This is a genomic window from Pseudoxanthomonas sp. (assembly GCF_036845285.1).
Lineage (GTDB): Bacteria > Pseudomonadota > Gammaproteobacteria > Xanthomonadales > Xanthomonadaceae > Pseudoxanthomonas_A.
On record NZ_DAIUEE010000010.1, the window covers coordinates 42,815 to 58,114 of the forward strand.

11 protein-coding genes are annotated in these 15,300 nt (G+C 68.5%); 2 read left to right on the forward strand and 9 right to left on the reverse strand.

The features are described from left to right. Nucleotides 1-119 precede the first annotated feature (119 nt). The 9 genes from V7060_RS12880 to V7060_RS12920 all read right to left on the reverse strand — a co-directional run bounded on the left by V7060_RS12880 (nt 120) and on the right by V7060_RS12920 (nt 13,276). A complete protein-coding gene (locus tag V7060_RS12880; RefSeq protein ID WP_334179652.1) occupies nt 120-1,940 on the reverse strand; it encodes a carboxypeptidase-like regulatory domain-containing protein in 1,821 nt (606 codons plus the stop codon). Next, nucleotides 1,937-4,111, reverse strand: a complete 2,175-nt coding sequence (locus tag V7060_RS12885) for a hypothetical protein (protein ID WP_334179653.1) — start codon at nt 4,109-4,111, stop codon at nt 1,937-1,939. Before V7060_RS12885 ends, V7060_RS12880 begins: the two co-directional genes overlap by 4 nt. Beyond that, the gene (locus tag V7060_RS12890) at nt 4,108-5,271 is read right to left on the reverse strand and encodes a BatA domain-containing protein (RefSeq protein WP_334179654.1); all 1,164 of its coding nucleotides are present in this window, start codon (nt 5,269-5,271) and stop codon (nt 4,108-4,110) included. Before V7060_RS12890 ends, V7060_RS12885 begins: the two co-directional genes overlap by 4 nt. After that, nucleotides 5,268-6,158 (reverse strand): DUF58 domain-containing protein, encoded by an 891-nt coding sequence (locus tag V7060_RS12895; protein WP_334179655.1) that lies wholly within the window; start codon nt 6,156-6,158, stop codon nt 5,268-5,270. Before V7060_RS12895 ends, V7060_RS12890 begins: the two co-directional genes overlap by 4 nt. Before the next feature lie 10 nt (nt 6,159-6,168). Next, nucleotides 6,169-7,164, reverse strand: a complete 996-nt coding sequence (locus tag V7060_RS12900; protein ID WP_334179656.1) for a MoxR family ATPase — start codon at nt 7,162-7,164, stop codon at nt 6,169-6,171. A gap of 229 nt (nt 7,165-7,393) precedes the next feature. After that, nucleotides 7,394-8,098, reverse strand: coding sequence for a DUF4159 domain-containing protein (locus V7060_RS12905; RefSeq protein ID WP_334179744.1), 705 nt, complete (start codon nt 8,096-8,098; stop codon nt 7,394-7,396). 266 nt (nt 8,099-8,364) lie between these two features. Further along, nucleotides 8,365-9,699, reverse strand: a complete 1,335-nt coding sequence (locus tag V7060_RS12910; protein WP_334179657.1) for a TldD/PmbA family protein — start codon at nt 9,697-9,699, stop codon at nt 8,365-8,367. A 26-nt stretch (nt 9,700-9,725) separates the two neighbouring features. After that, nucleotides 9,726-11,360: a TldD/PmbA family protein gene (locus V7060_RS12915; RefSeq protein WP_334179658.1), complete on the reverse strand. Its 1,635-nt coding sequence runs from the start codon at nt 11,358-11,360 to the stop codon at nt 9,726-9,728. Between the two features lie 287 nt (nt 11,361-11,647). After that, nucleotides 11,648-13,276, reverse strand: coding sequence for a TldD/PmbA family protein (locus V7060_RS12920; RefSeq protein ID WP_334179659.1), 1,629 nt, complete (start codon nt 13,274-13,276; stop codon nt 11,648-11,650). Between the two features lie 124 nt (nt 13,277-13,400). Between V7060_RS12920 and V7060_RS12925 the strand changes: the two genes are divergently transcribed. Both V7060_RS12925 and V7060_RS12930 read left to right on the forward strand, forming a co-directional pair. Then, nucleotides 13,401-14,231, forward strand: coding sequence for an NYN domain-containing protein (locus V7060_RS12925; RefSeq protein WP_334179660.1), 831 nt, complete (start codon nt 13,401-13,403; stop codon nt 14,229-14,231). A 72-nt stretch (nt 14,232-14,303) separates the two neighbouring features. Next, nucleotides 14,304-14,933 (forward strand): DUF938 domain-containing protein, encoded by a 630-nt coding sequence (locus V7060_RS12930; RefSeq protein WP_334179661.1) that lies wholly within the window; start codon nt 14,304-14,306, stop codon nt 14,931-14,933. Nucleotides 14,934-15,300 lie beyond the last annotated feature (367 nt).

Below are 15,300 nucleotides of genomic sequence, written 5' to 3' on the forward strand. Positions count from 1 at the left end.
GATGGGTCTGAAGCAGAGATTACGTATCGGACATTCGAGAGTCGTTAAGCAGGATCCGAAGGGTTCGATCGACCGGGCGGAATCACTTCAACGGGAAGGGCGTTCAGACCTTCTCAACCTCAACCCGCCGCGGGACGCCGCCGTTCCAGCCACCACAGCAGGCCGGCAGCGAACAGCCAACCGAGGAACCAGGGCCACGCGGGTCCGCGGGAGCCTGCCGTGGTCGACGCGGCGGCGGGCAGGGATCGCGATGCCAGCCGCTGGGTCTGTTCGCGCACTGCGGTCGCGTGCAAGTGAAGCGCATCGTCCCGCTCGCGGACGAAGAACGGCACCGTGGCCTCGTCCGTTGCCAGCCGGTGCCAGCCGGCCATGCGCGGCCAGAAGCCGCCGCAGCGGGCGGAGCTGGTGGCGGGATCGCGCTGCAGGCGGGTGACGGTGCCATCCGGCGCCGCGACCTGGGCATCGTCGGCGAGGCCGCACGGCGCCACGCGTTGCGAGATGCGCGCGTCGTCTGGCGTGGCCAGGGCCACCTCCGTGGTCGGACGTGCGAGCGCGCCCAGCGCCTGCGACCACAGCGTAGCGTGCGTGTCGGCGTGGCCGGCCAATGCGAGAGTGTAGGTATCGGTCGGCGTCCACGCGCCGATGCGCCCGCGTCCTTCCGCTCGCCACCATGCGATGGCCGTGCCGTCGGTCGCGCGCAGCAGTGGGACCGCATCCGGCGATGCGGTGCGCAGTGCCTGACGTGTCAGTGTCGGCAGCCCGGCCGGGACCGCATCCGCATCGACTGGCGCGTCAACGGTGCCGGCGCCGCGGCGTGCGCGCCAGGCATCGTCGTCGGGCGCGGGGCGCGGCAGCTGGAACTCCGTTTCGCCGCTGCCGGCCAGTGCCAGGCCAAGCATGCGTTGCACGCCCGGCGCGAGCGCGCCATCGGTGCGCACCAGCACGCCCAGGCCGTCGCGGACCGCGGCGATGAGCGCCGCGCGCTGTCCCTCGCCGAGGGTGGCGGCGCTGCGCGCGTCCAGCAGCACCAGATCGAAGCGGCGCAGCGTGTCGGCCGTCATCGGCAGCGGTGCATCGCCCAGCTGCAGACCGCCGCCAACACTGATCTGCAGGTGCAGCGGTACACCGGCATCGGTCGCCCACCGGCGCAGGTACTTCCATTCCGCATTCGGCGCACCGGCCAGCGCCCATACGCGCGGCGCAGAAGCCGGCTGCGTCCACACCGGCACGGTCGCGCTGTCGACGACGGTCCGCTTCGCATCCAGCACCTCGACGCGGAACGACGCCGGACCGGGCAGGCGGCTCACCCCGTCGAGACGGAAACCGCCCTGCGCATCCGGCACGGTCGCGCCGATGCGCTGGCCGGCAGGATCGCGCAGCGCCACCGTGGCATTCGGCATGTCGTGCACACGACCGCCGACGGTGAAGGTCGCGCCCGTCGCCACGGGAGCCACCGTCGCCAGCTGCACGATGCCGCGGGGCAGCGGCGTGGCGGAGAACGCGAGTCCGCGATCGCCGAGGGCATCGCGGTCGCGCGCTTCCAGGCCGTCACCGACGACGTGCAGCGCGCCTGCCTCGGGATGCCGGCGCAACGCGGTGCCGAGGTCGGGCACGCGTTCGGCATCGACGCCGGCGGGCGCTTCCGGCAACGCGACGCGCGGCTGGCCCTGCAGCACCGCAGGCAGCACGACCCGGTCCGCTTGCGCGGTCATCACCACCAGCGTGCCGGTGGTGGCGATCTGCCGCGGTGGCAGCAGGGTGAAGTAGAGCAGCAACGCGACCACCGATTGCAGCAGGCACAGCAGCGCGAACCGCGCCGATGACCCGCGAGGGTCTGGCGGCGCACGGCGACGCCACAGCGCCAGGCGCAGCCACGCCATCGCCACGGCGAGCGCCAGCAGTACGGCCAATACCAGCGGCAGCGAGGCGGCGAGGTTCATCGCACCGGCTCCTGCCGCAGGGCATCAAGGTAGCGGCGACCGGCCTCGTCCGCCGCGCCGCGCCGCGGGACCTGCGCCGGCGGTTGCGCGGATGCTGACCACAGCAGCGCACGCAGCCGCTGACCGCACGGTGCGCACGCCGGATCGCCGCGCACTTCATCTATGGCGGCGAACAGGTCCAGCGCATCCGGCACGCGCGTTTCGTTGCTGCGCAGCCAGGCCTGCAACGCGTCGAGATCCGCCACGTCGGCCGGCACTTCATCGTTCGCCAGCGCGGTCCAGGCGCGCGCCGGTGCCGGCGCGTCGTCTTCCTGCGGGCGCGCGAGCGGACCGAGCGCACGCGGTGCGATGCCTTTACGGTCGCCACCGAGCCGGCGCGTCTCGTCGATCGGCGGCAGCTCCGGCCCCACGCGGGCGAGGTAGATGCGCGTGGCCTGCTGCACCTGCTTGATGTACTCCAGCGCCTTGTACGCGAACGGCAGCGCCTGGTCCGGATGGCCCTGGCGCAGGTGCAGTTCCGACTGCCACATCTGGTCCAGCGCCTTCTTCAGCGTGGCGCGTGTTTCGGGGTCGAGCAGCGTCGCGGCCTCGGCGTGGTCGTGCGTGTGGCCGTAGGCTTCCAGCACGTCGGCTTCGCGCCCGAAGCCGGCGCCGGTCGCGCTGGTGGCGTCGCCATGGCCATGCCCGTCGTCCGCCTGCACCACTTCGCCAGCGTGGTCGTGGCCGTCGTCGTCCGCGTGGCCGTCGTCCGCGTCGTTGGTCGGCGGCGGTTGCGGCTCGCCTTCGGCTTCCTCGCCGAGGAACTGGCCGTAGCGCAGGCGCAGGATGCGCTGGTCCACGCCGATGGCGTCGGAACGCGTGACAAATGTGTCCGCTGCCAGACTGCGCTTCTGCTTCTGCAACGCTTCGGCGTCGATGATGATCTGGCGCTGGCTGCGGAAGTACGCAGGCATCACCTTCTTCACCAGGCCCTCCAACCCGGTGCTTTCCTGGCCCAGGTCCGCTGGCCAGCGCAGGATCAGGCCGGGACTCTGCGCGCGTTGCGGCGATGGCGAGCGCGTGTCCTGCACGGTTAGCTGCGCGATGAGGTCGTCGCCTACCGCCATGCCGAGCGCTTTCAGGTCGAGCGCGGCGCTGAAGCGGCGTGCCGTCGCCGGGCCGCTGCCGCGCAGCGTCATCACCTGTTCCTTGAACGCGATGTTCTCGCCGCTGCCCTGCGCCAGCGTCAGCTTCAGCGTCGCGGTCGGCGCGATGCCGTAGTCGTCGCGCGCTTCGAACGACAGCGGCCATCGCGCCTGTCCGACCGTCACCAGGCTCAGTCCACGGTCAGGTGCCAGCACCTTCACTTCCGGCGCGCGGTCGGGGATCGCATCCAGCCGGCGCAGCTTCGTCGGCGGCTGGCCTTCGGTGCCCGCAGCGACCACGCGGTACAGCGTGGATTTCGCCAGCACGTGCGTCGCGGTCCAGGTATCGCCGGCGCGCTTCAGCGCAATGCGCTGGCCATCGTGGAAGACCAGTGCTGCCGCCGCCGGTTGCGGCTCGAAGCGCAGCGTCCAGGTCAGCCGCGAGCCGACCGGCGCCTTGGCATCCAGTGTGGCTTCGGCGTGCGCCGCTAGACCGGTGTAGGTGGGCGGCGCGACGTGCAGGCGCTGTGCGATGAGATGCGGAATGCCGGGGACGGCGGGCACCGGCTCGTCCGAGGGTGCGAGCGTGACGGTGTCATGCGTTCCTGAAGGCCACAGCATCGCCGCCGCGATCACGATGACAGCGGCGATCCACAGCGCGGCGATACGCGCCCATGGCCACGGCGTGCGCAGGTCCGGTGCGGGCCTAGTGCGCAGACGTTCGCGCACGCGCGCCTGCTGCAGCTGCTGCAACGGCGACAGCGAGGCGGGTGGCGTCAGCAGCAGGTCGGCGCTGTCGTCGAGATCCGTGCGGCGGGCATCCAGTTGCCGCACCAGCCATGGCGTGTCGAACGTGCGCGTTCGTTGCCAGGCGAGGAGCGCGAGCAGGGCGATGCCGACGAGTGCCACCGCAACCGCGGCGCCAGGCGACGTCATGCGCCACAGGACGGCGCCGACCGCGACCGGGATCGCCGCACCCAGCAGCAGCTGGCCGAGCAGCGCATGCCGGCGGACCTGCAAGAGACGGTCAGTCGCCGGCAACGTCATGGCGCCACGCTCCGCGTGCGGCGCGTGGCCATCCACCGCTCTACCAGCACCAGCAGCGCGATCAACAGCGCCAGCCACGGTTGCAGATCGCGCGGTGCGACCGGATACGTCGCGCCGCCGGTGATCGGTGCGTAATCGGTCGCCATCACGCGGCCTGGCGCCACCGATGGCGCATCGAACAAGGCACGCAGCTGCTGCGGGAAGTCGGCTTCGACCAGCGCCGGCATCGCGTCCGGCCGCAGTGGCCGGGTGAAGCGCAGTACGCGGCCCTTGCCGAGCATCGCCGATTCGACCATTGCCACACCGTCGGCATCACGCCACGGTGTCGCGTCGGCGGCGAAACCGTCGAGCGTACTGTCGTTCGCCAGCAGTGCCGTGCCGCCGGACGCGATCCACTGCACGACCGGCGCGGGCAGCGGTCCCGGGACCAGCCACACCAGCGGACGCGTGATCGCCGGTAGTGCTTCATCCTGCGCGCCGACCTGCAGCGACGATGGCGTGGCGGCATTCGATTGCCACGCATGTGTGGCGGCACGCAGGTAGCGCAGCCCGGTGTCGTTGCCTGCCGCATGACGCACGGTCAGCGATGGGGGCTGCAAAGACGGTGCGGGCGCGGAAGGCATCGCGCCATCGACCACCGTCCACGTCACCGTGCGCGACAGCACCGGCCGCTCCGCGTCGGCGCCCTGCAGCGTCGCCGGTACGACGACGGTCAGCGGCGCGCCAGCCGGCAGTTCGGCATCCAGCTGGCGCAACAGGCTGCCGATCGCGGGTGTTCCCTCAGGCGCGGTTTCATCCAGCGATGGAAACCCGGATGCCAGCCAGTGCAGGCGTGCTTTCGAATTCCCGGCTTGTCCGCGCACGGCGGCTGCATCCACGCCCGGCACGACGACAACGCGGGGACCCGTGTCGTCCATGCCCGACAGCACCGGTTTCGCGAGCCACAGCGCCAACAGCGCGAGCAGCAGCAGACGCAGCAGCAACAACGGCCATTCGTCGAAGCGGATGCGGTGGCGCGGCTTCGGCTTCTGCCGCAGCCAGCGCAGCGCAGCGAAGTCGGTCGGCGTCTGTTCGTGCCGGCGTGCCAGGTGCAGCAGCAACGGCAGCAGCAATGCCGCGAGCGCGGCGAGTCCGGCAGGCAGCAGCAGGGCCAGGCTCATGCGTACTCCGCCGCGTCGCGCGCGCCGAACAACCGCCGCAACGGCAGGTCCAGCGGCTGGTCGGTGTAGTAGCGCGCATGGCGGATGCCGCTGGCGTCGAGTCGCGCATCCAGCAGGCGCTGTGCCTCGGCGAAGCGCTGCAGATAGTCATTGCGCAGCGCGGCGGCATCGCCCAGCAGTTCCTCGCCGGTTTCCGGATCGCGGAAGCGGTGGCCGCCGGTGAACGGGAAGTCGCGTTCCTCCGCGGTCAGCAGCTGGATCGCCAGCACCTCGCGGCGCGCGGCGGCCAGTCGCTCGATCAGCGCGACCATCGCGTCATCGAACCCGTCGCTCAGCGTCATCACCAGATCGCCGGCGCCGATGCGCTCCCACACAGGAGCAAGTTTCTCGACCGCCGGAAACGTACCGCCCGCCGCGAGCCCATGCAGCGCCAGCAGCAACTGGTCGCGCTGGCGCGCGCCGTTGCCTGGCGAGACGAGGCGAACGCCGTCGCCGTGCAGCACCAGCAGACCGAAGCGGTCACCCTGGCGCAGGGCCAGTTCGGCAATGCAGGCGGTCAGCCGGCGTGCGGCATCGAAACGCGTGCCGCGTTCGCCGTCGCACTGCGTCATCGACGCGGTGGCGTCCAGCACGATCCACACCGTCAGCGGACTCTCGCGCTCGGCTTCACGCACGAAGAAGCGATCCGAGCGCGCGTACAGCTTCCAGTCGATCTGGCGCAGTTCGTCGCCCGGCTCATAGGCGCGGTACTGCGCGAACTCCAGCCCGGCACCACGGCTGCGGCTGTGGTGCACGCCGATCCCCTGCGCGCCGATGGCACGGCGCGCGGTCAGCCGCAGGTCCTTCAACCGGCTGCGGACGTCGGCGGGGATCAGGTCGTGCGCCACGGTGCGTCGATCAGGCGGCGAGCGGCACGCCGCGCAGCAGCGCGGCGATCACGTCGTCGGCGCTGACCTGTTCGGCCTCGGCGGCGAACGACAGCAGCAGGCGATGGCGCATCACCGGCTTGGCCAGCGCCATGATGTCCTCGCGCGTCGCGGCCAGACGGCCGTGCAGCAGCGCACGCGCCTTCGCCGCCAGCACCAGCGACTGGCCGGCGCGCGGGCCCGCGCCCCAGCGCACGTACTTGCGGATCTCGTCCGGCACGCCGTCGCCGGGGCGGCTGGCACGCACCAGCCTGGTGATCCAGCGCAGCAGGTCCTCGCTGACATGCACGTCGCGCACATGCTTCTGCAGCACCAGTACGGCCTCGCCTTCCATCACCCGCGGCACCGCGCCGCCCGCGCGACCGGTGGTCTGCGCCAGGATGTCGTGTTCCTCCTGTTCGGTCGGATAGTCCACGCGGATGTGCAGCAGGAAGCGGTCCAGCTGCGCTTCCGGCAACGGGTACGTGCCGGCCTGCTCGAGCGGATTCTGCGTGGCCAGCACGAAGAACGGCGAGGGCAGCGCATGCGTGGTGCCGGCGTAGCTGACCGTGCGCTCCTGCATCGCTTCCAGCAGCGCGGCCTGCGTCTTCGGCGGCGTACGGTTCAGTTCGTCGGCGAGCAGCAGGTTGGTGAAGATGGGACCGGGCTGGAAGCGGAAATGGCGATGGCCGGTGCCATGGTCTTCTTCCAGCAGCTCGGTGCCGAGGATGTCGCTCGGCATCAGGTCCGGGGTGAACTGCACGCGGCGGAACTGCAGGTGCAGCGCTTCGCCCAGCGAGCGCACCAGCAGCGTCTTGCCGAGGCCGGGCACGCCTTCGAGCAGGCAGTGGCCACCGGCGAGCAGGCCGATCAGCAGCTGCTCCACCACGTCCTGCTGGCCGACGATGGCCTGGCCGATGGCGGCGCGGAGTTCGCCCAGCTTGGCGAGTTGCTGCTGGAGGTCGGATTCGGTGAGAGATGTGGTCATGGGGTCTCCTTGCGGATTTCAGGTCGGGCGACGGCGAAGAACCCCGGAGCAATCCCGTGGCCAACGTCATCCGCGGACGACGTCATCCCAGCGAACGCTGGGATCCATCTTGATTCTGTCTTTGCGGTCACTCGTTGCTTGCGCATCATGGGGCGCCCGGCGCGAAGATCACCATGGGTCCCAGCATTCGCTGGGACGACGTGGGAGGGAGGAAGATGCGTGCAGGCGGTCATGTCGTCAGCGCATAGATCACGAGGTTGACGCCGAACTTCGTGTTGTCTTCGGCCAGGAAGCGCTTGTTGCGCCAGTCGTAGTCCCACTCGCAGCCGTAGTCCTTGTTGCTGTAGAGCACGCCGAGGCGGCCGTTGATCTCGATGCCCTGCAGGTAATCGTGGACCAGGTCGTCGCCCCAGCCGTTGAGTTCGAAGCTGGTGGCGGGCGGGCCATCGAACTTGAAGAACGAGGAATAGATGGCATGCGTGTTCGGCAGCTTCTTCATCGCCTTGGCGCCGAAGATCGCCGCCATCTGCGCTTCGAACGACTTGGCGAACAGGCCGTCGATGTCGTGGTTGCAGTCGTCGACGAAGACGAAGCCGCCGTTGCGCACGTAGCGCTCGAAGTTGCGCTTCTCCGCCGGATTGAAGTCCACCAGCTTGTGCCCGGCCAGGTAGCAGAACGGCGCGGCCAGCATGCGCGGGTCGGACAGCGCCAGCACCTGCTCTTTCGGGTCCACGCGCAGGCTGGTGTAGTCGATCAGCGAGGTGATCAGGTTGGACGGCATGCGCGCATCCACGTCCCAGTCGCCGGAGTCGTACTTCAGGCGGGTGAAGCGGAAGTCGTAATTGCCCGCCGCATAAGCACCGCGCGCCGCGCCCGACAGCAGCGCGCCGGCCAGGCCTGCGCCGAACAGCCTCAGGAACTCGCTGCGCGTCATCCCCACGGTGAACCGCCCCTTCCCCCGCAAGCGGGGGAAGGCTGGGATGGGGGCGAGGGCGAAAGGGGTTTCATCGAAAGGCGTGGAGAGAAAGAGCGGGCTTCGGTGCGATCCAGCTGCAGACCGCGTGCGACTTCGTCAGGCCCCCACCCCAACCCGTCCGGCCCGGCGCAGCACGCCGGGCGTTCGGTTCGCCCGCGCGGCATGCCGCGCTAGCGGGCGACCCTCACCCCCCGCAGGCAGGGGAGGGAGCAGATCGCGTGCGCTTACACCGCGTCCGACAACGACGTGAAGGTGAAGTCGCGCAGCTTCATCGGGGGGATCATCATCACGAAGCTGGACTCGTCACCGGCGACACGCACCGGCTTGCCCAGCTCCTCGATGTTGTTGAGCATGATCACCGGCGATTCGTTGAAGCGGAAGTTCTTCACCGGATGCTTGATCTGGCCGTTCTCGATGTAGAAGGTGCCGTCGCGGGTCAGGCCGGTCAGCAGCACGGTCTGCGGGTCGACCATGCGGATGTACCACGTGCGCGTGACCAGGATGCCCTTCTGCGTGCCGGCCACGAGTTCGGCGGTGGACTTGGTGCCGCCGGCGAACAGCAGGTTGCCCGGCGAACCGGTCGCGCGCTTGCCCTGCTTCTGCGCCCAGAAGCGCGAGTACTCCAGGTTGACCACCTTGCCGTTCTCGACGATCGGCATCTTCTCGCGCGGCAGGCCTTCGTTGTCCCATGGCATCACTTCGGCGCCGGGGTGCCACGGGTCGGCGCTGATGTTCACGCGCGGGTCGTAGACCTGTTCGCCCAGCTTGTTGCCGCCGCCCTTCTTGGACAGGAAGCTGCGGCCTTCGTCGGCCTGGCGCGCGTCGAAGAAGTTCATCATGAAGGAGATCAGGCCGGCGGCCGCGGCCGGTTCCAGGATGACCGTGTACTTGCCCGGTTCCAGCGCCTTGGCTTCGGCCGACTCGCTGGCCTTGCGCATCGCGGTGCGGATGTCGCTGTCGGCCTTGAACGCGCTGGCATCCTTCAGGTTGCGGCCGACCCAGCCGGAACCGCGGCCGTCTTCGGTGCGCACCGTGCAGGTGTAGTTGAACGCCGTGGCCTTCTGGTAGCCGAAGTTGCCCTTGCTGTTGGCGAACGCGACGAAGCTCTGGCCGTCTTCCAGGAAGCCGGCGGCGATCAGCTTCTCGGCCTTGCACGGGCCGATCGAATCGGCGGCGACCTGCGCGCGGAATTCCGGCGTGATGGCGGCGGTGGATTCGCTGAAGGTCGGCGAGGGCTTGTAGGTCTGCTTCTCGACGGCCGGCATGAATTCGGGATTCTCCGGCGCCAGGCGGGCGAGGTCTTCGGCGCGGCGGACCACGCGTTCCAGTGCGGCGTCGTCGAACTCGTTGATCGTCGCCACGCCGGTGCGCTTGCCGAACGCCACCTGCACGGCGAGGTCGGTGTTGCTGACGATGCCGCTGGTGGACACGTTGTTCAGCGCGAACCGGATGTTGCCGTCGATCGAGCCGCTGAGGGACGCGGTGCACTCATCGGCCTTGGACAGCGCGAGGACCTTGTCCAGGATGGCCTTGGCCTGCGCTTCGGTGAGGATGCTCATGTTCTGGTGATCTCCTTAAGCGCCGGTCAGCCGAGCGAGCGGGCGGTGTTGATGACGTTGATGCCGTTGAAGCGCGCGGTGGACGACCCGTGCGAGACCGCGGACACCTGGCCGGGCTGGCCCTTGCCGTCGAAGAACGAGCCGCCCAGGCGGTAGTCGCTCTCGTCGCAGACGGCGGTGCAGGCGTTCCAGAATTCCGGCGTGCGGATCTGGTACGCCACGTCCTCGATCTGCTGGGTGATCTTGCCGTTCTTGATCTCGTAGAACAGCTGGCCGCCGAACTGCGCGTTGTAGCGCTGCTGATCGATCGAGAACGAACCGTCGCCGATGATGTAGATGCCGTTCTCGACGTCCTTGACCATGTCGGCCACCGACAGCTTGGTCTTGCCCGCCGCCAGCGACACGTTGGCCATGCGCTGGAACTGCACGCTGCTCCACGAATCGGCGTAGCAGCAGCCGTCGGACTCGGTCTTGCCCAGGATGTGGGCCTGGTCGCGGATGGTCTGGTAGTCGACCAGCTTGCCGGCGCTCACCAGGTCCCAGCGCTTGGTCTTCACGCCTTCGTCGTCGTAACCGACCGCGCCCAGGCTGCCGGGTTGCGTCTTGTCGGCGAACAGGTTGACCTGCTCGCTGCCGTACTGGAAGCGCGCCTCGCGCTTGTCCAGCGTGGCGAAGCTGGTGCCGGCGTAGTTGGCTTCGTAGCCGAGCACGCGGTCCAGTTCAAGCGGATGGCCGACCGACTCGTGGATGGTCAGCCAGGTGTGCGAGGGATCCAGCACCAGGTCGTACTTGCCGGGCTTCACCGACGGCGCGGCCAGCTTGGCGCGTGCCTGCCTGGCGGACGCAATGGCGTCCTCCTTCATGTCGTACGACAGGCCGTAGTTGATGACGCCGTTCGGCGTGGTGTACTTCTGCGACGCGTCGCCGTCCAGATACTCATAGCCCATGCCGACCGGCGAGGACAGGCCGTCGCGTGTGCGGAACTTGCCACTGGCCTTGTCGATGGCGGTGACCGTCATCGGCACCCAGAGGCGGTGCACGTCCTGGTCGATGAAGGAGCCGTCGGTGCTGGCGAAATACTTCTGCTCGTTGACCACGAACATCATCGAGTTGACGAAGTCGGCACCGGCGTTGATCGCGGCGGCGTTGACGCCCAGCAGCAGGTCGACCTTGTCCTTGATCGGGACTTCCATTGCGTTCTTCTTGATCGGCGTCTTCCACGACACCTCGCCGAAGCCCGGCGCCTTGGCCAGCTGCACCGGCGCGGTCTGGGTCTTGCTGTTGGCGGTGGCGATGGCGGCGGCCTGGCGCGCGGCGGCGGCCACGCCCTCGGCGGTCAGCGTGTTGGTGGCGGCGAAGCCCCAGGCCCCGTTGGCGATCACGCGGATGCCGGCGCCGGTGGACTCGGTATTCACCACGTTCTGCACCTTGTCCTCGCGGGTGATCACGAACTGGCGCAGGTAGCGGCCGATGCGCACGTCGCAGTAGGTGGCGCCGGCCTGCTTGGCGGCGGCCAGCGCGGCGTCGGCCAGGCGCTTCTTGAACGCGACGTCGAGGGTGGACTGGAGTTGCTCGGCGGCGATCGCCTTGCCGAAGTAGGACGGCACCATCAGGCCGCCCACGGTCAGGCCGGTCAGGGCCAGGAAGTCACGACGTTGCAAGGCTGTTCTCCAACGTTGGGCCTGCGCGGGGGCAGGCGGGGGCTGCGACGGACGCGTTTTGCCCGCACCGTGTCCACGGCGAGGGTAGTCGCGGATTCTTGCGCCGGGGTGGAGACAGCGTCAAATGACTTTCGGCATAGACGGACGAACATCATGCCTGCGGCTACCACGACATCCAATCCCGTCATCCCAGCGCACGCTGGGATCCATTGGCTTTTGAGCCTGTGCCAGAGAGCGTGCGAAGAGCAAAGTGGGTCCCAGCGTACGCTGGGACGACGGTCGATGGTCTATCCCAGGCTGCGCGCCGTGTTGATGATGTTGATCCCATTGAACCGCGTCGTCGCCGAGCCGTGCGAGACCGCCGACACCTGGCTGGGCTGGCCCTTGCCGTCGAAGAACGAGCCACCCAGGCGGAAGTCGCGCGCGTCGCAGATCGCGGTACAGGCGTTCCAGAACTCCGGCGTGCGGATCTGGTAGGCCGCGTCCTCGAGCTGGCGGGTCACCTGTCCGTTCCTGATCTCGAAATACAGCTGGCCGCCGAACTGCGCGTTGTAGCGCTGCTGGTCGATGGAATACGAGCCGCGGCCGTGGATGTAGATGCCGTTCTCCACGTCCTTGACCATCTCCGCCACGGTGAGCGGTGTCTTGCCCGGTGCCAGCGACACGTTGGCCATGCGCTGGAACTGCACGCTGCTCCACGAATCGGCGTAGCTGCAGCCGTGCGAGGCGTCTTCGCCGAGGATGTGGACCTCGTCGCGGGTGGCCTGGTAGTTGACCAGCACGCCATCCTTCACCAGGTCCCAGCGCCGCGTCTTCACGCCTTCGTCGTCGTAACCGACGGCGCCGAGGCTGCGTGGCTCGGTCTTGTCGGCGGTGAAGTTGACGATCGGGCTGCCCCACTGGAAGCGCTGCTCGCGCTTGTCCAGCGTGGCGAAGCTGGTGCCGGCGTAATTGGCTTCGTAGCCGAGTACGCGGTCAAGTTCCAGCGGATGGCCGACGTTCTCGTGGATGGTCAGGAACAGGTTGGACGGGTCCAGCACCAGGTCGTACTTGCCGGGCTTCACCGACGGCGCAGTCAGCTTGGCGCGGGCCTGTTTCGCCGCCGCCACGATGTCCTCGCGCAGGTCGTAGGAGGCGCCGTACGCCACCACCCCGCCCGGCAGTGCGATCTTGTCGGCCGGATTCGCGTCCAGGTATTCGTAGCCCATGCCCATCGGCGCGGACAGGCCGTCGCGCGTCTTGAACTTGCCCGTCGCCTTGTCCACCACGGTCACCGTGAAGGGCACCCAGATGCGGTGCACGTCCTGGTCGATGAAAGAGCCGTCGGTGCTGGCGAAATACTTCTGCTCGTTGATGACGAACATGCGCGAGGCCGCGAAGCTGGCGCCGGCTGCCAGCGCGGTGGCGTTGGCGCCGAGCAGCAGGTCCACCTTCTCCTTCACCGGTACCGCCATCGCGTTCTTGACGATCGGCGTCTTCCACGCCACCTCGCCCACGCCCGTCAGCGGCGCCAGCTGGACCGGCTTGCCCTGGATGCGCGCGTTGGCGAGGGCAATGGCGACCGCCTGACGCGCCGCGGTCGCCACGCCATCGGGGGTCTGGTCGTTGGTCGCGGCGAACCCCCACGCGCCCTGCGCGATCACGCGCACGCCGATGCCCGACGACTCGGTGTTCACCACGTTCTGCACCTTGTCCTCGCGGGTGATCAGCGACTGCCGCAGGTAGCGGCCGATGCGCACGTCGCAGTAGGTCGCGCCCGCCGCTGTCGCCGCTGCCAGCACCGCATCGGCCAGGCGCCTCTTCTTCGCTACGTCGCCGGGTTCCAGCAGCGCTTCTGCGGCGATGACGCGCGTACCGGGCAGCGCGAGGCCCGCGAGAGTGAGGCCGCCGAAGGCGAGGAAGTCGCGTCGTTGCATGTCGGGATCCGGAAGCGAAAGCCAACGGACTGTCGTCGGCACGCCCCGCAACGTCAAGTGACCGACGTCATGCGAGGGTGACGTGGTGCACAATGCGCCTCATCCCGCACAGGAATCGGCCCGCATGAAATCCCGTCAGGTCGCCCGGCCCGAAAACGACGACGAACAGCCGCGACTGGCGGTGCTGATCGATGCCGACAACGCGCAACCCGCCGTCATCGAAGGCCTGCTGGCGGAAACCGCCAAGTACGGCGTCGCCAGCGTCAAGCGCATCTACGGCGACTTCACCAGCACGCGCATGACGCAGTGGAAGCAGGCGCTGCTGAAGCACTCGATCAATCCGGTGCAGCAGTTCGCCTACACCAGCGGCAAGAACGCCACCGACAGTTCGCTGATCATCGACGCGATGGACCTGATGTACACGCGCCGGTTCGACGGCTTCTGTCTCGTCTCCAGCGACAGCGATTTCACCCGCCTGGCCCAGCGCCTGCGCGAGGAAGGCCTGACCGTCTACGGCTTCGGCGAGCGCAAGACGCCGGACGCCTTCGTGCAGGCCTGCGACAAGTTCATCTATGTCGAGGTGCTGCGCAGCGAAGTGCCTGCATCGCCGCCGCCCACCGCGACTGCGCCGGCAAAGAAGACGGCCAGGCCGGCGGCGAAGAAGCCGGCCGTACAGGCCGAGCCCAGTGCTGCGCCGGCAGTCGAACAAGGCAAGCCCGAGCCGTTGCCGCTGCGATTGATCCGCCAGGCCATCGAGGACGCGAGTGATGACCAGGGCTGGGCCTTCCTCGGCAGCGTCGGCAGCTACCTCAACAAGGTGCGTCCCGATTTCGACACCCGCCTGTACGGCCACAAGAAGCTCAGCGACCTGCTGAAGGCGCACCCCCGCCATTTCGCCGTCGAAGAGCGTGGCGGCGACAACGGCGTGAAGCGCATCTATGTGCGTTCGGCGTAGCGTGCGCCGCGCGCACGGCCTCATGATGCTTCCGACAACGCCTGGTCGTGCGCATGGCGCACGCTACGCCTCGTGACCAAACCATTCGCGCCGTCGTGCGAACGCAACCAGGGGCCGATCCTGGAGGTGTTGCTGCGCCACCTTGGCGGCACCCGCCGCGTGCTCGAAATCGGCAGCGGTACCGGGCAGCATGCGATGCACTTTGCGGCGGCGATGCCGTGGCTGGTCTGGCAGAGCAGTGATCGCGCGGACAACCTGCCGGGCATCGCGGCGTGGCTGGACGACGCGGCCCTGCCGAACACGCCGCCTGCCATCGAACTGGATGTCGATGCACCGTGGCCTGACACGACATTCGATGCCGTCTTCACCGCCAACAGCCTGCACATCATGGGGTGGCCGCAGGTCGAAGCCTTCTTTGCCGGCGTCGGTGCGGTGCTGGAGGTCGGCGGCCTGCTGGTGGTCTACGGCCCCTTCAACTACAACGGCGACTTCACCAGCGACAGCAACCGCGCCTTCGAGCAATGGCTGAAGGATCGCGATCCCGCATCGGGCATCCGTGACTTCGAAGCCATCGACACGCTGGCACGCGGCATCGGCCTGGTGCTGATCGAAGACAACGCCATGCCCGCCAACAACCGCTGCCTGGCCTGGCAGCGTAGCGTGCGCCATGCGCACGACCTGGAGCTGTCGGAAGGATCATGAGGTCGTGCGCGCAGCGCACGCTACGGGAATCCAGCACAACCGGAAGCCCATGCAGGAGCGACGTGAGTCGAGACCGCAGATCGAGAGCGCTGATTCGATACAGGTCGCACGTGATCTGGCAGCGTAGCGTGCGCCATGCGCACGACCTGGAGTTGTCGGAAGCATCATGAGGTCGTGCGCGCGGCGCACGCTACGGGAATCCAGCACAACCGGAAGCCCATGCGGGAGCGACGTGAGTCGCGACCGCGGATCGAGAGCGTTGATTCGATACAGGTCGCACGTGATCTGGCAGCGTAGCGTGCGCCATGCGCACGACCTGGAGCTGCCGGAAGGATCATGAGGTCGTGCGCGCGGCGCACGCTACGCA

Excerpts from the sequence above, each read along its gene's own strand:
- V7060_RS12890 (WP_334179654.1), bottom strand. The coding sequence starts at position 5,271 with ATGAGCCTGGCCCTGCTGCTGCCTGCCGGACTCGCCGCGCTCGCGGCA.
- V7060_RS12905 (WP_334179744.1), bottom strand. The coding sequence starts at position 8,098 with ATGACGCGCAGCGAGTTCCTGAGGCTGTTCGGCGCAGGCCTGGCCGGC.
- V7060_RS12880 (WP_334179652.1), bottom strand. The coding sequence starts at position 1,940 with ATGAACCTCGCCGCCTCGCTGCCGCTGGTATTGGCCGTACTGCTGGCG.
- V7060_RS12925 (WP_334179660.1), top strand. The coding sequence starts at position 13,401 with ATGAAATCCCGTCAGGTCGCCCGGCCCGAAAACGACGACGAACAGCCG.
- V7060_RS12900 (WP_334179656.1), bottom strand. The coding sequence starts at position 7,164 with ATGACCACATCTCTCACCGAATCCGACCTCCAGCAGCAACTCGCCAAG.
- V7060_RS12920 (WP_334179659.1), bottom strand. The coding sequence starts at position 13,276 with ATGCAACGACGCGACTTCCTCGCCTTCGGCGGCCTCACTCTCGCGGGC.
- V7060_RS12910 (WP_334179657.1), bottom strand. The coding sequence starts at position 9,699 with ATGAGCATCCTCACCGAAGCGCAGGCCAAGGCCATCCTGGACAAGGTC.
- V7060_RS12885 (WP_334179653.1), bottom strand. The coding sequence starts at position 4,111 with ATGACGTTGCCGGCGACTGACCGTCTCTTGCAGGTCCGCCGGCATGCG.